At 72.0% G+C, this 19068-nt stretch carries 18 protein-coding genes; 4 read left to right on the plus strand and 14 right to left on the minus strand.

Annotation, left to right across the window (positions count from 1 at the left end; genetic code table 11):
* Positions 1 to 14 precede the first annotated feature (14 nt).
* A complete protein-coding gene (locus tag ABZ016_RS39610; protein ID WP_356921605.1) occupies positions 15 to 971 on the minus strand; it encodes a sugar ABC transporter permease in 957 nt (318 codons plus the stop codon).
* Positions 968 to 2377: an extracellular solute-binding protein gene (locus tag ABZ016_RS39615; RefSeq protein ID WP_356921606.1), complete on the minus strand. Its 1410-nt coding sequence runs from the start codon at positions 2375 to 2377 to the stop codon at positions 968 to 970. Before ABZ016_RS39615 ends, ABZ016_RS39610 begins: the two co-directional genes overlap by 4 nt.
* Before the next feature lie 160 nt (positions 2378 to 2537).
* Between ABZ016_RS39615 and ABZ016_RS39620 the strand changes: the two genes are divergently transcribed.
* The gene (locus ABZ016_RS39620) at positions 2538 to 4082 is read left to right on the plus strand and encodes a glycoside hydrolase family 32 protein (protein WP_356921607.1); all 1545 of its coding nucleotides are present in this window, start codon (positions 2538 to 2540) and stop codon (positions 4080 to 4082) included.
* Here ABZ016_RS39620 and ABZ016_RS39625 read toward each other — a convergent pair.
* A complete protein-coding gene (locus ABZ016_RS39625; protein ID WP_356921608.1) occupies positions 4072 to 4431 on the minus strand; it encodes a hypothetical protein in 360 nt (119 codons plus the stop codon). The genes ABZ016_RS39620 and ABZ016_RS39625 overlap by 11 nt on opposite strands.
* A 158-nt stretch (positions 4432 to 4589) precedes the next feature.
* Here ABZ016_RS39625 and ABZ016_RS39630 point away from each other — a divergent pair, with 158 nt between their 5' ends.
* Complete coding sequence (locus ABZ016_RS39630) at positions 4590 to 5564, plus strand: TauD/TfdA family dioxygenase (protein ID WP_356921610.1); 975 nt, start codon at positions 4590 to 4592, stop codon at positions 5562 to 5564.
* A gap of 142 nt (positions 5565 to 5706) precedes the next feature.
* Here ABZ016_RS39630 and ABZ016_RS39635 read toward each other — a convergent pair whose 3' ends face one another.
* The 5 genes from ABZ016_RS39635 to ABZ016_RS39655 form a co-directional block, all read right to left on the minus strand.
* Positions 5707 to 6735, minus strand: coding sequence for an LLM class flavin-dependent oxidoreductase (locus ABZ016_RS39635; RefSeq protein ID WP_356921611.1), 1029 nt, complete (start codon positions 6733 to 6735; stop codon positions 5707 to 5709).
* A gap of 108 nt (positions 6736 to 6843) precedes the next feature.
* Positions 6844 to 8349, minus strand: coding sequence for a metallophosphoesterase (locus ABZ016_RS39640; protein ID WP_356921612.1), 1506 nt, complete (start codon positions 8347 to 8349; stop codon positions 6844 to 6846).
* Positions 8350 to 8395: 46 nt separating this feature from the next.
* Positions 8396 to 9244, minus strand: coding sequence for an MHYT domain-containing protein (locus ABZ016_RS39645; RefSeq protein WP_356921613.1), 849 nt, complete (start codon positions 9242 to 9244; stop codon positions 8396 to 8398).
* 121 nt (positions 9245 to 9365) lie between these two features.
* The gene (locus tag ABZ016_RS39650) at positions 9366 to 10121 is read right to left on the minus strand and encodes a dienelactone hydrolase family protein (RefSeq protein WP_356921614.1); all 756 of its coding nucleotides are present in this window, start codon (positions 10119 to 10121) and stop codon (positions 9366 to 9368) included.
* Positions 10122 to 10267: 146 nt separating this feature from the next.
* Complete coding sequence (locus tag ABZ016_RS39655) at positions 10268 to 10888, minus strand: L-threonylcarbamoyladenylate synthase (RefSeq protein ID WP_356921615.1); 621 nt, start codon at positions 10886 to 10888, stop codon at positions 10268 to 10270.
* Positions 10889 to 11053: 165 nt separating this feature from the next.
* On the opposite strand from ABZ016_RS39655, the gene ABZ016_RS39660 reads away from it, so the two are divergent.
* Complete coding sequence (locus tag ABZ016_RS39660; protein ID WP_356921616.1) at positions 11054 to 12544, plus strand: helix-turn-helix domain-containing protein; 1491 nt, start codon at positions 11054 to 11056, stop codon at positions 12542 to 12544.
* 228 nt (positions 12545 to 12772) lie between these two features.
* On the opposite strand, the gene ABZ016_RS39665 is transcribed toward ABZ016_RS39660, so the two are convergent.
* The 6 genes from ABZ016_RS39665 to ABZ016_RS39690 are packed head-to-tail and all read right to left on the minus strand — an operon-like array spanning position 12773 to position 18379.
* Positions 12773 to 13999, minus strand: a complete 1227-nt coding sequence (locus tag ABZ016_RS39665) for a cytochrome P450 (protein WP_356921617.1) — start codon at positions 13997 to 13999, stop codon at positions 12773 to 12775.
* On the minus strand, positions 13996 to 15234 hold the full coding sequence (locus ABZ016_RS39670; RefSeq protein ID WP_356921618.1) for a cytochrome P450: 1239 nt from the start codon (positions 15232 to 15234) through the stop codon (positions 13996 to 13998). Before ABZ016_RS39670 ends, ABZ016_RS39665 begins: the two co-directional genes overlap by 4 nt.
* Positions 15231 to 15857, minus strand: coding sequence for an ATP/GTP-binding protein (locus ABZ016_RS39675; protein WP_356921619.1), 627 nt, complete (start codon positions 15855 to 15857; stop codon positions 15231 to 15233). The genes ABZ016_RS39670 and ABZ016_RS39675 overlap by 4 nt, the downstream gene beginning before the upstream one ends.
* Positions 15829 to 16191: a DUF742 domain-containing protein gene (locus ABZ016_RS39680; RefSeq protein WP_356921620.1), complete on the minus strand. Its 363-nt coding sequence runs from the start codon at positions 16189 to 16191 to the stop codon at positions 15829 to 15831. The genes ABZ016_RS39675 and ABZ016_RS39680 overlap by 29 nt, the downstream gene beginning before the upstream one ends.
* On the minus strand, positions 16188 to 16610 hold the full coding sequence (locus ABZ016_RS39685) for a roadblock/LC7 domain-containing protein (protein ID WP_356921621.1): 423 nt from the start codon (positions 16608 to 16610) through the stop codon (positions 16188 to 16190). Before ABZ016_RS39685 ends, ABZ016_RS39680 begins: the two co-directional genes overlap by 4 nt.
* The gene (locus tag ABZ016_RS39690; protein WP_356921622.1) at positions 16607 to 18379 is read right to left on the minus strand and encodes an ATP-binding protein; all 1773 of its coding nucleotides are present in this window, start codon (positions 18377 to 18379) and stop codon (positions 16607 to 16609) included. The genes ABZ016_RS39685 and ABZ016_RS39690 overlap by 4 nt, the downstream gene beginning before the upstream one ends.
* A gap of 340 nt (positions 18380 to 18719) precedes the next feature.
* Here ABZ016_RS39690 and ABZ016_RS39695 point away from each other — a divergent pair, with 340 nt between their 5' ends.
* A complete protein-coding gene (locus ABZ016_RS39695) occupies positions 18720 to 18956 on the plus strand; it encodes a hypothetical protein (protein ID WP_356921624.1) in 237 nt (78 codons plus the stop codon).
* Positions 18957 to 19068 lie beyond the last annotated feature (112 nt).

Consider the following 19068-nt stretch of genomic DNA (forward strand, 5'->3'; position numbering starts at 1 on the left):
GGGACTCACCCGGCTCACTGGTAGTGGACGAAGCGCCGGCTGAGCCGGAACTGGAGGGCCGTGACCGCCATGATCAGCATGAACAGCAGCACACCGACCGCGGACGCCTCACCGAAGCGGAGCTGCTCGAAGGCGGTCTCGTAGATCACCATCACGACCGTGCGGGTGGAGTCGCCGGGACCGCCGTTGGTGAGGACGTACGGCTGCTCGAAGACCTGCAGCGCGTTGATGATGCCGACCACGGAGGCGACCAGCAGCGTCGGCGACAGCAGCGGCAGCGTGACGGTGAGGTGCTTGCGCAGACCCGTCGCGCCGTCCAGGGCGGCGGCCTCGTGGATCTCCTTCGGGATGTTGTTCAGACCGCCGATGAACAACAGGAACGAGAAGCCGAACTGCTGCCACACGTAGACCAGGACCACCGTCGCCATCGCCGCGTTCTCCGACGTCAGCCACGGCACCGGCGCGATCCCGACGAAGCCCAGCAGCCAGTTGATCACCCCGAAGTCCTGGTTGAACAGGTACTTCATCACCACCGAGATCGACGCGGCGGACAGCACCAGCGGGAAGAAGAACGCCGAGCGGAACACCGACCGCAGCCATACGGGCATCCGCCCGTTCAGCGTCAGCGCGAGGGCCAGGGCGACCAGGAGTTGCAGCGCCACCGCGAACACCATGAAGACGAGGGTGTTACGGAAGGACACCAGCACGGTGTCGTCGCCGAACACCTCGCCGTAGTTGGACAACCCGGCGTAGCTCGGCGAGTCGATGACGTTCCAGTGGAAGAGGCTCAGGACGACCGACCCGATGATGGGCACGACCGTGAAGACGACGATGCCGACGATCGTCGGGGTGAGGAACAGCGTGGCCAGCAGCCGGCTCCCACGGTCACGGGCCGAGGGGCGCGACGTGTCCTGCGCGGGCGCGGCCGAGGGCCGTTCGGCTCGCGCGGGCGGTATCTGGGTGTTCGTCATACGTCACGCTCCATGGCCTTCTCCAGGTCGCCCTGCAGCCGGCGCAGCGCGGGACGCACCGAGCGCGGGGAGGCCAGGGCCGTGCCGGTGTGCTTCAGCAGCAGCTGCTCGATCTCGGCGACCTGCGGCGGCGCCGGGATGGGCCCCGTGTCGGGGAACCGGTCGAGGGTGTCGTAGAAGACCGGCCAGTGGGCCGGACCGGTCTCCTCGTACCGGCCGGCGGTCAGCATCGAGCGGCGGGCCGGGGTCGTCTGGTTCGTCGTGAAGAGGCGCGTCAGGGTGTCCCTGCGGGCCGCGTACTTGATGAACTCCCAGGCCTCCTCCTGCTTCTTGGAGGTGCGCAGCAGCGCGTAACCCGCCGCGCCGTACTGCATGCGCTGGGTGCGCCAGCGGGGGAAGTACTGCACGTCGAAGCCGTCCCGTTCCATGCCCGCCAGGTGCAGTCCGCCCGCCCAGAAGCCGCCCGCCGGTGTGACACCGACCCGCCCGGTGGAGAACACGCCGATGAGGTTCTGGCCGTTGCCGCCCTCGGGCCGGGTGCACAGGCCGTCCTGGACGAGGGAGGCGAGATAGTCGTAGACCTCCTCCACCCGGTCGTGCGTGGCCTGCGGCGTCGTCCAGCGGAAGCCGCCGCCGCGGCCGCGGCGCTGGTCGGCCGGGTAGAAGGAGTCCCACAGCCAGTCGCCGCCCGGGGCCTTGGACTCCTCGAGCAGGTTGGTGCCGTTGGCGAACAGCCAGGGCACCACACCGCCCCACAGCCGGTTGGTCCAGAAGTAGGGCGTGAAGCGGGAGCCGCTCGCCTGCTTCATGTCCCGCAGCAGTGCCGTGAAGTCGTCGCGGGTCCAGTCGGCGGGTGGGTGCGCGGCTCCGGCCCGCCGCAGCACCTGCCGGTTGAGGTACATGTCGGCGGCGTTGAACTCCACCGGCAGCTGGTAGAGGCTGCCCTCGTACATCATCGACTCCACCAGCGAGGGGTGGACGTCTGCGAAGTACTCCTTCAGTTCGGCCGCGTCCCGGCGTACCCACTTGTCCAGGGCGACACCGAGCCGCTGGGCGAACAGCTGCACGCCCTCGGTCGCCACGTACACCAGGTCGGGGGCGGTGCCCGCCGCCACCTGCGTGAGGATCTTGGCGAAGAAGTCCGACCAGTCCACGGCCTGCACCGCGTTGATCTGGAGCTTGATGTCGGGGTGCAGCTCGCGGAAGCCCTCGCGGAGTGTGCGGATGGCCTCCGGGCCGTAGGCGGGGCCGAGCGTGGCGACGACGAGGGAGCCGTCGTCACGGCCGGGGATGTCGGCTCCGGTGAGCCGGTCCCAGCTCGCTGCGGTACCGGCCAGGGCGGCGGCACCCGCGCCGTAGGCGCCGTACCGCAACAGGGTGCGGCGGGTGAGGTGCGAGTCGGTCATCGTGCGAGGCCTAACTCGTGTTAGATGAGGTCTGATGCCCCAGATCATGTGAGCGCCGAAGAGGCCTGTCAAGACGCGCGACCGCTTGACCTTTAACGAGTTAGGTCCCACAGTCCTGGTGCACATGAGCCGCCGTTTCCGACGAGAGGAACGAGGTGTGATGGGCGACATCACCAGGAGAGCGCTGTTCGCCGGGTCGGCCGTGGGAGCCGCCGGCGCGTTACTGCCCGCGACGGCGGGACCGGCCGCGGCCCGGCCGGGGCCCGCCCGCACGAGCTACCGTGCCGCGTACCACTTCACCGTCCCGGACCAGTGGAAGAACGACCCGCAGCGCCCGGTCTGGATCGACGGCGAGTACCACTACTACTACCTCTACAACGCCGACTACCTGTCCGGCGCGGTCGGCACCGCCTGGCGCCTGGCCACCAGCACCGACCTGGTCTCCTTCACCGACCGGGGCGTCGCCGTGCCCAAGGACACCACCCCGAACGGCGACGTCTGGTCGGGCTCGGCGGTGGTCGACACGGAGAACACCGCGGGCTTCGGGGCGGGCGCGGTCGTCGTCCTGGCCACGATGTCCCCGCACGACGGCCCGAGCGACCAGGCGCAGTACCTGTACTACTCCACGGACGGCGGCCGCACGTTCACGCCGCACGGCACCGACCCGGTGCTGCCCAATCCCGGTGTGCGCGACTTCCGCGACCCGAAGGTGATCCGCGACGAGGAGCGCGGCCGGTGGGTGATGGCCCTCGCGGAGAACGACAAGGTGGGCTTCTACCACTCCGGCGACCTCAGGACCTGGAGGTACGTGAGCGGCTTCGTCAAGAACGGCATCGGTGTGCTGGAGTGCCCCGACCTGTTCCGGATCCGCGCCGGGGACGGCACGGTGAAATGGGTGCTCGGGGTGAGCGCCAACGGCAAGGGCGCCGGGCTGCCCAACACCTACGCCTACTGGACGGGCTCCTTCGACGGCACGGGCTTCGCCGCCGACGCCGCCGAGCCGCAGTGGCTCGACTACGGCTGGGACTGGTACGGGGCGGTCACCTTCGACAAGCACGGCACCGACGGCGGCGTCGACGAGGAGACGCGCTACGCGATCGGCTGGCTCAACAACTGGGACTACGCCCACTTCACGCCCACCATCGACAGCGACGGTCTCAACGGCACCGACTCGATCGTCCGTGAGATCACACTGAAGCGCGCGGCCGACGGCACCTACCACCTGGCGTCCCGGCCGGTCACCGCGCTCGACCGGTACGTCTCGCGCACAGTACGGCTCGGCGACCTGGAGGTGGCGGGCACCCGCGTCCTCGACTACCGGGGCACCGCCTACGAACTGACCTGCGAGATCACCTGGGAGCAGCTGACGGGCGCCGGGGTGCAGATCAGGCGCTCCCCGGACGGGGTCCGCCACATCGACGCCGGCGTCTACCGCGACTACGCCTTCCTGAACCGCCGCCCCACGGTGTCCCCTGACATGTCGGGCAGGTGGCAGGAGAGCAAGAGCCCGTTCGACCCCGCCCGGCGTGCCGTGAAGCTCCGCGTTCTGGTCGACCGCACCTCCGTGGAACTGTTCCTCGACGACGGCCGGTACGTGCACTCGTCGGCGGCCTTCCCGTACCTGGTCGACACGGGGCTCGCGCTCTTCACGATCGACGGCGCGGCGGTGTTCCGGAACACGGTGATCCGTGAGTTCAGGGTGTAGGCCCGGCGGACAGGCCGCTGTTCAGGCGTACCTGGGCCTCGAAACCGCGGTCCTGGACGACGGGGAAGGCATTCTCCACGGCGTCGATCCACTCGTCGATCGCCTCGGGGGAGGTGCGGACGGCCTCGATCAGCTCCTCCACCAGCCGTAGTTTCGGCCCGCCGACGTTCTCCCTGAGCTGGTCGAGCGTCACCTCCCGGTAGGGGACGCACAACTGCCACCAGAACCGCATGAGGTAGCGGCACTCCTGCTGGTCCCGGTCGTCCGCCAGCCTGTTGTGGATCACCGCCTGAGCGCATCGCCGCTGATCCGGGTCGCGGAAGCCCAGGGAGAGGTCGGTCAAGGTCATGCGCGGGACGCTACCGGCACGGTGCGTCCCGCCTCGACCGGGTTTTCCGTCGCCTCCCCCGCCGAGTCCCGGTTCGGCTCGTCCGGCGGTGTCGCCCCGGGCGGGTATCACTGTCACGATCTTCGGGAGGGACCACGCCCACGACCAGCGGAGTGCTCATGACGACGGACAGCCCGATGACGGACGAGGCGGTGCGGGACGCCGGGGTGGAGGTGCGGCCGGTCGCCGGGCACATCGGTGCCGAGATCAGCGGGGTCGATCTGGCATCGGAACTCGACGACGCCGTGGTCGCCGCGATCAGGGCGGCGGTGCTGCGGTGGAAGGTGGTGTTCTTCCGGGGGCAGCGGCTGGACCACACCGGGCACGTGGCGTTCGCGCGCCGCTTCGGCGAGCCGGTGGTGCTGCCGCGCCGCGGCAAGGCCTCGCCGCCCGGCTTCCCCGAGATCGAGACGACCGCCGACCGGCTGGAACTGGGCGGGCGGTTCGGCATGGAGCACGACGAGTGGCTGCTGCGCCGCCGCCACACCCTGCTGCGCGGCTGGCACTGCGACCACGGCGCCCGCGTCGACCCACCCGCCGCGACGATCCTGCGGGCCGAGACCGTCCCGCCCTACGGCGGCGACACCACCTGGTCGAACCTGGCGGCGGCGTACGCCGGACTCTCCGCGCCGCTGCGGGAGTTCGCCGACGGGCTGCGGGCCGAGCACCGGCTCGGCGTCGGCTACCAGCCCCGGCCCGGCGACGACGCCTACGTCCGCCACCTGCTGGACCGTCAGGTCGCGACGCTGCACCCACTGGTGCGCGTCCACCCGGAGACCGGGGAGCGGGTCCTGTACGTCAACGGCTACTACGTCGAGCAGATCGCCGGCCTCTCCCGGCCCGAGAGCGGCGCGATCCTCGACCTGCTGCTGGAGCAGGCGGTCCGGCCCGAGTACACGGTCCGGTTCCGCTGGGAGCCGGGCAGTGTGGCGTTCTGGGACAACCGCGCCACCATGCACCTGGCTCCCGGCGACACCGCCCACCTCGACCACCCGAGGATCATGCACCGGGTGATGCTCGCCGGGGACGTGCCGGTGGGCGTGGACGGGAGGGCGTCGGAGCCGATCACCGGGACGGCGCCCGGGCGTTGGTGAGCCGGTGCCGGTGCCGGTGCCGGTGCCGGTGCGCGGCGGGGCGCCGGAGCCGCACACCGGGTCCGCGCCCGGCCGTCCGGTGCCCAGCCGTCCGGTGGCCGGGCGCCGGTCCGGCAGGCGGACGGCGCGTCCCGGGCCGGGCCTATACGCCCTGGGGCCGGCCCAGCGCCGGGCCGAGCTTCGTCGCCATGTCGGTGAGGATCTGCACGTAGTCCTCGTGCTCGAAGGTGAACGGCAGCGCGAACGCCACTTCGTCCACCTCCCGGAACGCGGCGTGCGCGTGCAGCCGCTCGGCGATCTCGTCCGAGGTGCCCACCAGGTCCGGCGCGAACAGCAGCCGCGCCGGGCCCTGCGGTGACCTGGTGCGGGGCAGACGGCCGGCGGCGTACTCCTCGTACCGTGCACGCTGTTGCGGAGAGGCGGAGTCCGTGGGGATGACAACCAGGCCCTGTGAGACGCGGGCCGCCTCACCGTCCGGGTGGGCCGCCCGGAAGGCGCGGATGTGCGACAGCTGGATCTCCGCGAAGTCCTGAGGCCCGTCCGGGTCCTCGGCCTTGACGACGCTGCTGGTGAGGAGGTTCATGCCGTGCCCACCGGCCCACCGGGCCGACCGCAGGCTGCCACTGCCGTACCACATGCGCCGGCCCAGCCCGGGGGAGTGGGGCTGCACCCGGTCCGAGAAGACCTCGAAGCCCTCCACCCCGCTGAAGTCCGTCGCCGGAGCGCCCCGCACGAAGTCCAGCAGCCGCTCCACCCGGGCATGACCGAAGTCCTCGGTGTCGGCCGTGCCCGGGTACAGCGCGTCCTTGACCTGGTCGAAGTGCATCGGCGGGCCGACGCTGACGCCCGGGTTGAGCCGTCCGCCGGACAGCAGGTCGACGGTGGCCAGGTCCTCGGCGAGGCGCAGCGGGTTCTCCCAGCCGAGCGGGATGACCGCGGTGCCGAGTTCGATGCGGCTGGTGCGCTGGGAGGCCGCGGAGAGGACGGCGACGGGCGAGGAGATGCCGTACTGGAGATGGCGGTTGCGCACCCACGCGCTGTCGAAGCCGAGCCGCTCGCCCAGCTCGATGATCTCCAGTGTCGACTCGTGGCCGCGGCGCGGGTCCGTCTCGTCGAACAGCCCGATGGTCAGGAAGCCCAGCTTGCGCAGCGGTCGTGGGGTCGGTGGCACGGGCCCTCCATAATTGAAGGTTCAATGGCATGGCGTACGCCCGTGCCAACTCCGCGTCGGCCCGTGCTGTTCCCGTCGTACGGGATCAGCCGGCGGATCGGCCCGGGATCAGCCGAGCGGGATCGTCACCTCGTCCTCCACCGGCGGGTCGATTTCCTGGGCACGGTTGCCGGTGGCCGCGTAGCAGCGCAGCCGGACGGACTCCGGGGACACGTCCAGGCGCAGGAAGCACTTGAAGAACGGCGGGCTGTAGGTCGCCGAGCTCGGCGAGAACAGCGACGTGTAGATCTTCCGCACGGGCAGCCGGAACCGCTTGGCCCGGTCGGGGCGGCGGCCGGTGCCGAGCAGCCCGGCGACCAGCCGGACGCGCCGGGTCACCCGCGCCGAGGTGCCCGGTGCGCGCGCGGGCCTGATGCCGAGGCGCTCGGTGATCACGGCCGTCGCCTCCGCCTCGGTGAGCGTGAAGAAGCGGCGCATCCGCAGCCTGCGCCCGTACAGCCGGCTGTAGAAGGCGAGGGAGTCGCCTCGCAGCGGGTAGCAGCGGAAGTCCTGCTCGGTGACGTTCGCGACGTCGACGCGGGGGATGGTGTGCGTGGCGTGCATGAACGCCCCGCCACCGCCCGCGACGACGTACTGGAGGGTGCGCCCGTCCGTCAGCCGGACCGGGTAGCGCTGGTAGTTGTGGATGTCGCCGCCGATCGCCGCGACGTAGTGGTACGCCGGGTCGCGGACGATGTCGTCGACGGTGCCGCCGCCTTCGATGGCGCACGGCTCGTGCTTGCCGTCCACGTACAGGGGTGAGCCGGTGACCAGGATCTTCGGGCGGGGCCCCCGGGAGACCTCGCGCAGCCAGGCGCCCTGTTCTGCGTCGAGGGTGCCGAGCAACCCGGTGTCGATGCCGATGATCCGCACCGGCCCGGCGTCGATCGCCCAGTACGGGCCCGGCTGCACGGCCTGCTGGGCGGTGTCGGACCGCAACTTGCGATCCTCGGCGAGGTGTTGCCCGTCGTCCGGGCGGGGCCGGTGCCACAGCAGCGACCGCAGCCAGGCCCGGCCGAGCGGACGCGGCCGGGGCTCGGGCGGCAGGGGCGGGGCGTCGTCGCAGAAGACCCGCATGAAGCCGCCGAGGTCCTCGTACCAGTCGTGGTTGCCGGGTATCGCGTAGATCGGCGCCCGGTAGTCCTGGTACGGGCGGAAGAACTTGGTGCCGTAGTCGTCCGCGCTGCCCACCGGGTAGATCACGTCACTGGCCAGCACGGCGAATCTGGTGTCCTCACCGGTCTTCAGCAAGCCCGGGACGACGGCGTACTGCGGGTCGTCGCCCTCACCCGTGTCGCCGATGACCAGGAAGGAGAACCGGTCCGGATCGTCGCGCCGGATCACCTTGTCGGCCGGTGCGCCGGTGGCCGCACGCTGTGCCACCCACCGGCTGCGGGTGCGGCCGGTCGGGTCCCCGAACCAGGAGGCCAGCACGCCGTTGCGAGCGGCCCACAGCGTCTTCGGGTTCAGCCAGGAGATCTTCTCGACCTTCGGCGGCATCAACCGCTGGTACGCGCCGCGTTCGGTCGTGCCCCAGCCGGCGCCTTCGGCGGTATCGCGTGAGGAGTCAGACACCGGTGCACCGTAACAATGATCTAGGAGCCGGCCGTAGGCGGGTTCCTCACCGCCTGCGGACGGGTGACTTCTTCTCGTGCCGCGAAGTGTGCTGCTTTCCGCCCGAGTTCGTGGCGGCCCGGCCCTCGGTGGAGGAGCCCCGTTGTGCCACGGGAGGTCGCTCGCCCAGCACCAGCAGCGGGTCGAACATCACCGCCACCCCGGCCAGCAGCAGGAAGACGACCGGCCCCAGCAGCATCGGCAGCAACAGGGACATCGGCGAGTCGCCGGCCCATGTACCGCCGGTCGTGTCGTGCACGTGGACGCTGACGGCCGCCATGCCGGTGTAGTGCATCCCGGACACCGCCACGCCCATCACCAGGCTCGCCCCGAGGCTCGTCAGGAAGCCGCGGATCGTGACCGCCGACCACAGGGCGGCGGTCGCGGCGGCGATGGCGATCAGCACGGACAGCACGACGCCGACCGGGTCGTACGCGACGTCGCCGTTCAGGCGCAGCGCGGCCATGCCGAGGTAGTGCATGGCCGCCACCCCGAGCCCCGTGACTCCCCCCGCGACGGCCAGAGCGCCGCCGCCCGTGCCGCGGTAGCCGACGATGAACACGCCGATGCCCACCACGGCGACGGCCACGACGAGACTGAGCACCGTCGTGGCCGCGTCGTAACGGACCCGGGTCTCCTGCACATGGAAGCCGATCATGGCGATGAAGTGCATCGTCCAGATGCCGCATCCGATGCAGGTGGCGCCTAACGCCAGCCAGCCCGGCTTCCACGACCGCGCGTTCGGCAGCGAGCGCACGATGCACCGTAGCCCGAGCGCCCCTCCCAGACAGGCCATCAGATAAGCCGCCACCTGAGTCACCGCACCGTAGCGGAACCCGTCGACCGTGCCTTCCATGAGCCAACTCCCCGCAGAGCCATGGTTGATGTTCGGCAAGGTCTACGCGCAGGGATCGTGGGAGAGCAAGCCCTTACCGTCGGTACGTCGACAACTCCCGTTCACCGGGAGCCGATATAGGTCAGAACGTGCGCTTCAGCAGGTCGAGCAGGGCCGACCAGTGCCGCTCGGCGCCCTCCTCGTGGTACGCCGCCGTGTCGGCCTGCGTGTACCCGTGCGGCGCGCCCGCGTAGACCTCGCACCTGTGGCGGACGCCCGCCGCGGTCAGCGCCTCCTCCAGACGCTCGATCTGCTCAGGCGGCAGCGAGTGGTCCTGGTCGGCGTGGCCGAAGTACACCTCGGCGGTGACGGCCTCCGCCACCAGGTGCGGGCTGTCCGGCGCGTCGGTCGCCAGCCGCCCGCCGTGGAAGCCGGCCGCGGCCGCGACCCGCTCGGGGAAGGTCCCGGCGGTGAGCAGCGACAGCCGGGCGCCCATGCAGTAGCCGGTCAGCGCGACCGGCCCATCGGCCGCGACGGGCGACTGGGCCAGCCAGCCCAGATAGGCCCCGGCGTCCCGCATCGCCCGCTCGTTGGTCAGGGACTGCATGACTGGCCCGATGCGCTCGAATATCTCCGGACGCGCCCCCGGGTCGATGAACTCCGGCAGATCGAACAGCGGGGCACGGCCGTGCCGGTAGAACACGTTCGGCACCAGCACCGTGTAGCCCTCACCGGCCAGCCGGTCCGCCATGGAGCGCAGCCACGGACGCAGGCCGAAGGCGTCCATGAAGAACAGGACCGCCGGGCGGGCGGCCCCGTCGGCCGGATGCACCAGGTAGGCGTCGGCGGTGCCGTCCTCGGTGGGGATGTCGACAGCGGTTCCCTGTACGGCGGTCATGGCTCTGGTGCCTCTCTGCGGGGGTGTGGGGCGGGAACCCGTCCGCGTGACCGGGCGGATCACGGTCATCGTGGCACGCGCTTTCCCGGGGCGTTCCGCCCGCCCCCTGGACCCGGTGTTCCCCTGGACGCCCCTTGGCGCGGCCTTTACTCGAACCGCGAGGTGTCGCCCGCGCCGTGCCGCACGATCTCGGCCTCCCCGCCGGAGAAGTCGATGACCGTCGTCGGTTCGGTGCCGCACTCGCCGGAGTCGACCACCCCGTCGAGGACGTGGTCGAGCTCGTCCTTGATCTCCCAGCCCTGGGTCATCGGCTCCTCCTCGCCGGGCAGCAGCAGGGTGCTGGACAGCAGCGGCTCACCGAGCTCGGCGAGCAGGGCCTGGGTGACGACGTGGTCGGGGATGCGCACACCGACCGTCTTCTTCTTGGGGTGCTGGAGCATCCGCGGCACCTCCCTCGTCGCGGGCAGGATGAACGTGTAGCTGCCGGGGGTCGACGCCTTGATCGCGCGGAACACGTCGTTGTCGATCCGCACGAACTGGCCGAGCTGCGCGAAGTCCTGGCACACGAGGGTGAAGTGGTGCCGGTCGTCCAGCTTGCGGATCGTGCGGATCCGCTCGATGCCGTCCCGGCTGCCGAGCCGGCAGCCCAGTGCGTAGCAGGAGTCCGTGGGGTAGGCGACAAGAGCGTCCGCGCGGATGCTGTCGGCGATCTGGCCGATGGTGCGGGGCTGGGGGTTGTCGGGGTGCACGTCGTAGTACTTCGCCATCCGTCGAGCTTATGCCGACCCGGTGGTGCGGTGGCGCAGGGTGGTGTGTCAGGCCCCTGACCGGGGCACGAGGGGCGTCGGCCCGGGATGAGAGCCCGGGTCGCGTGAGGTAACGTCCCCGACCGGTGCGCCGGAGGCGGTGCGGGACGCGAGGGGAAGGCCGAAGTGGCTGGCCGAGAGGGCGGGAACCGGCAGCAGGAGACGCCGGGCGGTGTGGGCGCCGCGTGGGCCGGGGAACTGCTCGAGCACCTGCGCCCCGCCGGGCGCGACGTCCGCAAGGTCGTCGCCTGGCTCTCCGGAGCCGTGCGGGGTTCCGTGGCCCTGCAGGACGCCGCCGGGAACCTCGTGGCCGGAACCCGGATCCCCCTCGACGAGGGACTCGTCACCGACATCACCAGCGGCCGGATCGCCTCCGCCGCCTGGGATAGCCACGAGCGCCACCTGCGCCTGGTCCGGGTGGAACACCCGTCCCACGCGTGCGTCCTGGCCGTCTCCCGCGCGGCCCCCTTCGACCGCCGGGCCTCCGAGGTCATCACCCACACCGCCCCGGTCATCGAGCTGCTGCTGACCGCGCGCGAGTCGACCGCCGCCGGGCTCCGGCTCCAGCGGGCCACCTCCGACCTGCGCCTGGCGATCCTGCAACTGCTGATGGTCGAGGACACCATCGCCGCCCGCCGCGTCGCCGCAGGACTCTGGCCCGGCCTGCTCGACGCGGACACGGCGTGCGTGTACGTCGTCGAGTCCGACCCCGCCCACCGCGACCGCATCGCCGAGGAGTGCCTGGACAGCATCCAGGAGGACGCCCTGGTCGTGCGCTGCCCGGCCATGGACGGCCATGTGATCGTCGTCGGCCCCCGCGACACCACCGGCGACGCCCTGCGATCACTGGTCGGACGGCATACGGACACCTTCCTCGGCGGCAGCGTCCGCCAGAGCCTCGCCCGGACCGCCACCGCCTACGGACAGGCCGTCAGCGCCCTCGCTGTCGCGCACTTCCGGCCCGACAAGACCGCGGTCTACGCGGAACGCACCCACCCCGAACGCCTCATGGACCCGGAGACGCTGCGCGCCTGGACGGCCCGCGTGCTGCACCCGCTCGACGGCCTGCCGCACCACACCCGCGCCGAACTCCTTGCCACCACCCGCCTCGGTCTGGAGTTCACCGCCGTCAGCGCGGCGAAGGTCCTCGGCGTCAGCCGCAACACCGTCCGCGCCCGCATGGAACGCGTCGAGGCCCTGCTCGGCACCGACTTCGCCGATCTCACCGTGCGGGCCGTCGTCCACCTGGCGCTCAACACCCGGATCGGCCTGCCCGACACTCCGTTCGCCCGCACGACCGGAACATGCGGCCCCCGGCTTTCCGATCTGCTGACCGGGCCCGCGCGCGCCTGGGCGCAGGAGCTGCTGGGCCGGCTGGACGCGGACGCCAGGAACCCGCGGCGGACCCTGCGCACCTGGATCGCCGCCGGCGGCAACGCAGAACGGGCCGCGCAGGCCCTGGGCGTGCACGCGCAGACCGTGCGCGAACACGTCCGCAGCGCCGAACCCGTCCTGGAACGCCAGCTGCTCGCCGCGGGCACCGACCTGTACGAGGTCGTGCTCGCGCACCTCCTGGTGGGCGACCTCGACCTGCCCGTTCTCCAGCGCCCCGCGTGAACCGTCCTGCCCCGGGACAACCGGTTGGCCACGTCCCGGCGGGACGAAACCGGGCCATCCGGACTCGGCTGTGCACGGGTGAGCCTTGTTGAGCGCGCAACGGGCATCGGCACGATTCACAAGGCCTCGGCCCGGGACGTAGGTTCGAGGAACCGCGGGGGCTCGACCGGAACGGGGGACCGGTCGCGCTCCCGCGCGCAGCTCGGGCGCCAGGAGCAGGCGACGGCCTCAGTCGCGCAGCCGCACCGGTATCTCCTGCCAGCCGTAGGCGACGAAGGACGCCACCTGGCGCAGTCCCTCCTCCCCGGCGGCCAGGCTCAGGCCGGGGAACCGGTCGAACAGCGCGGGCAACGCGGTCAGCGCCTCCAGGCGGGCCAGCGGCGCGCCGATACAGCGGTGGACCCCGATCCCGAACGCCAGATGGTCGTCGCTGGCCCGGGTGGCGTCGAAGACGTCGGCGTCCGGACCGTAGTGCTCGGGGTCGAGACCCGCGGCGGCGTACGTCGTGATGATGGCGTCACCGGCCGGGACGGTGACGCCGCCGACGGTCAGGTCGCTCACGGCGAACCGCAGCGGCAGGGACGCGATCGACGGGTGCGCGCGCAGCGTCTCGTCGACGACGGCGTCCCAGCCGATCTCCCCGGACCGGACGGCCGCCAGCTGCTCGGGGCTGCGGAGCAGGGCGACCACAGCGTTGCCGATGAGGTTGACCGTGGTCTCGTAACCGGCCCCGATCACCAGCAGCAGCGTGTGCAGCAGCTCCTCCTCACTGAGCCGGTCGCCGTCCTCGTCCCGAACCCGGATCAGCTCGGTGGTCATGTCGTCACCGGGGTGCGCGGACTTGTGGGCGACCAGCGCGGGCAGCACCGTGCCGATCTGCCGCTGGACGGAGGCCGCGTGCTCCGGGCTCGGGTCGGTGGTGTCCATGATGGCCGCGATCATCCGGCCGGTGTCCTCGCGTAACTCGTCCGGCACCCCGAACAGTTCGCAGATCATCCGCATCGGCAGCGGATGGGCGAACCCTTCCTTGACGTCCACGACCTCGCCGTCGGCCGCGTCCAGTGCGTCCAGCAGTTCCGCCGTGATCGCCTCCACCCGCGGCCGCATCGCCTCGGTGCGCCGGTGCGTGAAGCTCGGCGCCACCAGTTTGCGCAGCCGCGTGTGGTCCGCGCCGTAGGCGGAGAGCATGTTGACCACGCCCACCCAGCCCAGGATCCAGCCCCAGGACGGATGCTCACCGACCTCGGGCCACAGCCGCCAGTGCAGCCGGGGATCCTTGCTGACCCGCGGGTCGAGGATGAGCTCCTTCAGCGTGCCGTAGCGCGTGGGCGCCCAGGCGGGGATGCCGCCCGGCAGCTCCACGGGCACGATCGGGCCGAGGGCGCGCAGCCGGGCGCTCTCGGCGGCGATGTCGGCGCCGAAGGGGTCCAGGGCGATGCGGTCGGTCACGGTCACGGTCGTCCTCCTGGCTGGTCGGGGGAGCGGGGGCTGAAACGGACGGGCAGCGCCGTCAGCGAGCGGTGGAACGGACCGGGCCGCCAGGTGAGGCGCTCACGGGGCAGCACGGGTTCGAGATCGGGCAGCCACTGCGTGAGCCGCTCGATCGCCTCGGTGGCGATGAGCAGCGTGTGCTGCTTGACCGGACAGGCGTGCGGGCCCGCCGACCAGGACAGGTGCGAGGCGTCCCCCGGGTGGCGGTCCCCGCCGCGCTTCCGCTCGGCGGCCTGGGCCAGCGCCCCGTACGAGATCACCACCGGCACCGCGGTCCTGATCCACGCGCCGTGAAAGGTGACGGACGTGCGGGCGTAGTGGATGCCGTAGTTGGCGAGCGGCGTCTCGTGGTGCAGCACCTCCAGCACCGCGTCCGTCACCGGACGGGCGCCGCTGGTGAGCGTCGAGTAGTAGGCCGGGTTGCCGAGGATCCGGGACAGCGCGTTGGACACCAGGTTGGCCGTCGGCTCGTGCCCCGCGCCGAGTGTGAGGAACACCTGCCAGGTGACCTCCTCGGGGGTCAGCCCCGCCGGATGGTCCAGCAGCCAGCTCGGCAGGTCCTCGCCGCGCCGCTCCGACTTGGCCGTGATCAGCTCCAGTACGTACCCGGCGTACTCGGCCTCGCCCTCCGCCGCCTGCGCGCCGCCCTCGATCAGTTTGCCGAGCGCCGCGTCGAGCCGGTCGCTCGCGCTCTCCGGCAGCCCGAACAGGCTGTTGAACACCAGCGCCATCAGCGGCCTGGTGAACTCGCCGACCAGGTCGGCCTCCCCCCGCGGCCCGAACCGGCCCACCAGCAGGTGCACGGCCCGGTGCACCCGCGCCCGCAGGTCGTGCGGCTCCACCAGGTCGAAGGCGTCGAGCAGCGCGGTGCGGTAGCGGATGTGGGCGGCACCGTCGGCGAACAGGGTGTTGGGTCGCCAGCGCATCATGCCGAGCACGGGGGAGTCGTCGGGGACGGTCGCCTCCCACGGCCGGGGATCGTGCGAGAACGTCTCCGTGTCGTGCAGCAGGTCGAGGGCCGCCCGCCGGTCCGTGACGACGTACGCCGGCACCCCGGGCGCGAGTTCCGCCCAGCCGACCGGGCCCTGGGCGCGCAGGGCGGCGTAGTAGGGGTCGGGATCGCGGGCGAAGCCGTCCTCCCAGAGGCGGACGGGCGTCGCGAGGGAGAAGGCCTGCTCGGCGGGGGAGGGGTGCGTCACCGGTGCTCCGCGGGTCGATGGTCGATCAGGTGCTGGGCCAGGGCGAGCAGGGCGTCGATCGAGGAGTTCGGCTCCCGCGCGTCGCAGGTCACCATCGGCGTCGTCGGCTCCAGGTCCAGGGCGGCGCGCAGCTGCTCGGGCGTGTGGTGGCGGGGCGCGTCCGGGAAGGTGTTGAAGGCGACCGCGTACGGCAGCCCGGTCTCCTCGACCAGCCCGAGCACGTCGAACGAGGCGTCGATCCGGCGGGCGTCCACCAGGACGAGCGCGCCCAGCGCCCCGTAGGCGATGTCGTCCCACAGCGGCCGGAACCGCTCCTGGCCGGGCGTGCCGAACAGGTACAGCACGATGCCGCCCGCAAGGCTGATCCGGCCGAAGTCGATGGCGACCGTGGTGGTCGACTTGTCCCGTATCCCGGCGAGATCGTCCACCGGTGCGGACGCCTCGGTGAGCTGCTCCTCCGTGTGCAGGGGACGGATCTCGGACACGGAGCCGATGAGGGTGGACTTGCCCACCCCGAAGGGCCCCGTTACCAGGATCTTCACCAGGTCGCGGGCGGTTTCCGGGAGATGGATGCCGTCGCCGCCGGCGGCGGTGTCAACGGTGCTTGAGGTCGCGGAGGCCATCGGCCACTCTCTTCAGCAGGTCGGGGTCGAAGCGTCGGGCGGGCGGGATCGGCGCGCGGGCCAGCACGAGGCCTTGGTCGATGAGGTCGGCGGCCAGCACCAGCACGGCGGAGACGGGCAGCCGCAGCAGGGCCGCGGCCTCCATCACCGTCAGTGCCCCGTACTCCAGCTCCTCCAGCAGGGCCGCCTGCGCGGCGGTCAGGCCGGCGGGGGCGGGTTCGCCGCTGCCGGTGAGCACCGACAGCCGCTCCAGATGGGCGCGGCTGGGCCGGGCCACTCCGCCGGTCGAGAGATACGCGGGAACCAGAGGACGGCCGCCCCGGCGGGGGGTCATGCCGCCGTGTCGCCGTCGGCACCTCGGGGCCCGGCGGCCATCGCCTTCTCACCCAGCCGCGCGACCTGCGAGTGCACACGGTGGGCGAGCAGGTCCAGTCGCACCTCGGGGTCGCCGTACGCGGCCACGCAGGTGCCGTGGTCGGTCGGCACGATCAGCACGTAGCCGTGGTCCGACTCGATGACGACCTGCCGTATGTCGGCCCGGTCGGAGTCCGCGAACGCCGCGGCCGCGGTACGGCACGCGCCCTGCACGGTGCTGGTGATGGCGGCGACCCGCTCCGCCGACGGCTGCGACAGCGCGTCGGTGTAGCCGGTCACGAGCCCGTCCCGGGTGAGCAGGACGGCGGCCACGACGTGCGGCACCTCCAGGACCGGGTCGAGCACCCATGCCGTGTCCCCCGCTGCGCGGCTGGTCATCGAGCCGTTCCCCCTTCGTGGTCGTTCTGCTGTCGGTCGGTGTCGTCGGATGCCTCGTCGGTCGTGGTCGCGACCTGGGCACCCTCAGGTACGGATGGGACGGCGCCGGTGTTCGGCCGGGCGGCGAAGCGCGCGGCCGCCGTGCCGGACTGGAGGGCGCCGAGGGCGGCGGCGGACTCCTCGGGGCGCCGAGGGCCGCGCCGCGGCGCAGGCGCCGGTGCGGGGGCGGTCGGGGCGGAGGCGTCGGACGGGGGCGCGATCCGGCTGCGGCGCCGCCGCTGGGGGAGGCCGCCGCTGTCGCGGGGGCCGTGGTGGCCGGAGACCGGGGGCGCGGCCAGGTCGTCCTGGTCCGAGCCGTAGCCGTGGTCGTGCTCCGGGGTGGTGCGAGACGGCCCGGCGATGTGGGCACCGGTGCCGGACGGTGGTTCGGAGCCGTGGCCGGAGGCGGCGGACGGCGGCTCGGGCGTCCGGGACTCGGTGGCCGGCTTCGGACCGTCGGACGCGGCGGACGGGGCCGGACCGGGCTCCTCGGGCGGTGTCGCCCGCGTCGGGTCGTCTCCCCGAGAGGGCGCGGCTGACGGCGTCCCCGGCCCCCGGGACGATGCGGCCGAGGGCGCCTCCGGCCCGGGCGCGCGCGTCCCGGCGCTCCCGGCGGTCCGGGACGAGACCGAACCGCCGGCGGTGTCCCGCTCCGCCCTGCGGGTCGAACGCGGGGCGCTGGCCGCGGGAGGCAGCTCCTCGGGATCGATCCGGCTCAGCAGATGACTGTCGACCCGCAGCACCGCCCGCACCCCGCCGTACGGGGACGGCGAGGACAGGTCCACGCTCAGATCGAACTGCCGGGTCAGCTGGCCGATGGCGGCCAGTCCCATGCGCGGCGGGTCGCCCAGCTCGGTGAGCAGGATCGGTTCCCGACCGCCCACCATCCGCTGGGCCCGGGCCCGTTCGTCCTGCGTCATACCCAGCCCGGCATCGTCGACGGTGACACAGACACCGTGGTGGACGGCCTCGAGATTGACCACGACGTCGGTGTCGGGCGCGGAATGCCGCAGCGCGTTGTCGAGGAGTTCGGCGACGATGATGGCGACCGGCTCGACGGCGTGCGACACCAGGGCGGTGCCCGCCGCCAGATGGTTGTTGACCCGGACCCGCTGATAGCCCGGGAGCCGGGCCTGACCGCCCGTCACCGCGTCGACGAGATGGGACTCCTCCCGAGCCAGCCCCACCCAGGCCCCGCACACCACCGCCGCGATCTGCGCGCGCCGCAGGGACTGCTCGTTCTCGTGATCCAGCGCGAACAGGGTCTGGGCCAACTCGGGATCGTCGTAGCGCTGTTGAAGGCCGCGCAGGGCGTCCTGCAACCGGTACAGCGCTGCCTGGATCTCCCGGGTGGCCCCGCGCATCCCGGCCTGTGCCGCCGCGTCGATGCGCGTGCGCTGCGCGGCGAGTTCGGCGTGCAGGCCCTCGAGCACCTGCTCCAGGGCGAGGCCCAGGGGGGAACCGGCGAGCTGCGGGTTCAGCGGGCCGGGCACGGCGATGTGCGGATGGGCCACCTGCCGGGCCGCCGCGGGCACCCGGCGCGCCGCCAGATGCTCGACCTCGGACGTGAACGTCCGTGAGGTGCCGTCGAGTTGAGCCCGCAGGGCGGCCGTCTTCGCGCGCTGCGCGCTGAGTTGCCGCCGTGAGCGCAGCAGCCCGCCGCCGAGGGCGAACGCGCACAGTGTGCCGAGGGCCAGACCACCGACGGCCAGGTCCGGTAGATCGATCATCGAGTCGGTTCCAGGGGGAGGCGGGCAGGGCGTGGTCCGAGGTGCTCTGTCGAGCTACCCGCAGCACAGTACACACCGTCACAGACCGATCTCGCACGGTGGAGTGCCACTTCGTTTCGAAAGTGGCAGGTGTCTGTTCGCTTCTACGTCAACTGTCTGGATTGCCGTACAGGGGAGGGGAGTTGATGGTCCGTGCGGGTCTGTCCCGGCGAGTGACCCCTGCCCGCGGAGGGCGTGATCACGTAACTACGGAAAGTAGCGATGAGGATCCGTGTGGCCGATCGGAGCGAGGGTACCCGTCCGGCGCCCGAGAGGTCCGTCCCGCGAGAAGGAGGTCCGAATGAGCAGCCAGACGGAGACCGGCGGTGTGACCGGTACGCAGGACAAGGACTACAACCTGATCTGGTACGTCGAGGCGTGTCTGAACAACGCCCTGCGCCTGGAGAGCTACATCCAGGACGCCGAGCGCACCAAGGACACCGAGGTCGCGGATCTGTTCCGCAAGGCCCAGGCGGACAGCCGCAAGGGCGCCGAACTGGGCAAGGGACTGCTGCGCGCACGCCTCGACGAGGGATGAGGCCCACAGCCACGAGGGCCCGACACCGCCGGCCCGACGCGGTGGCCGCCCAGTGACACCTGCCGGTCGAGCCGGCCGGTCACCACGACCTCTCCGCCTGGCGTGAGATACC

It is taken from the genome of Streptomyces sp. NPDC006372 (assembly GCF_040612515.1).
GTDB lineage: Bacteria > Actinomycetota > Actinomycetes > Streptomycetales > Streptomycetaceae > Streptomyces.

Bases quoted from the DNA above. Each gene is read 5' to 3' on its own strand.
- ABZ016_RS39610 (WP_356921605.1), bottom strand. From the start codon at position 971: ATGACGAACACCCAGATACCGCCCGCGCGAGCCGAACGGCCCTCGGCC.
- ABZ016_RS39615 (WP_356921606.1), bottom strand. From the start codon at position 2,377: ATGACCGACTCGCACCTCACCCGCCGCACCCTGTTGCGGTACGGCGCC.
- ABZ016_RS39620 (WP_356921607.1), top strand. From the start codon at position 2,538: ATGGGCGACATCACCAGGAGAGCGCTGTTCGCCGGGTCGGCCGTGGGA.
- ABZ016_RS39625 (WP_356921608.1), bottom strand. From the start codon at position 4,431: ATGACCTTGACCGACCTCTCCCTGGGCTTCCGCGACCCGGATCAGCGG.
- ABZ016_RS39630 (WP_356921610.1), top strand. From the start codon at position 4,590: ATGACGACGGACAGCCCGATGACGGACGAGGCGGTGCGGGACGCCGGG.
- ABZ016_RS39645 (WP_356921613.1), bottom strand. From the start codon at position 9,244: ATGGAAGGCACGGTCGACGGGTTCCGCTACGGTGCGGTGACTCAGGTG.
- ABZ016_RS39650 (WP_356921614.1), bottom strand. From the start codon at position 10,121: ATGACCGCCGTACAGGGAACCGCTGTCGACATCCCCACCGAGGACGGC.
- ABZ016_RS39655 (WP_356921615.1), bottom strand. From the start codon at position 10,888: ATGGCGAAGTACTACGACGTGCACCCCGACAACCCCCAGCCCCGCACC.
- ABZ016_RS39675 (WP_356921619.1), bottom strand. From the start codon at position 15,857: ATGGCCTCCGCGACCTCAAGCACCGTTGACACCGCCGCCGGCGGCGAC.
- ABZ016_RS39680 (WP_356921620.1), bottom strand. From the start codon at position 16,191: ATGACCCCCCGCCGGGGCGGCCGTCCTCTGGTTCCCGCGTATCTCTCG.
- ABZ016_RS39685 (WP_356921621.1), bottom strand. From the start codon at position 16,610: ATGACCAGCCGCGCAGCGGGGGACACGGCATGGGTGCTCGACCCGGTC.
- ABZ016_RS39690 (WP_356921622.1), bottom strand. From the start codon at position 18,379: ATGATCGATCTACCGGACCTGGCCGTCGGTGGTCTGGCCCTCGGCACA.
- ABZ016_RS39695 (WP_356921624.1), top strand. From the start codon at position 18,720: ATGAGCAGCCAGACGGAGACCGGCGGTGTGACCGGTACGCAGGACAAG.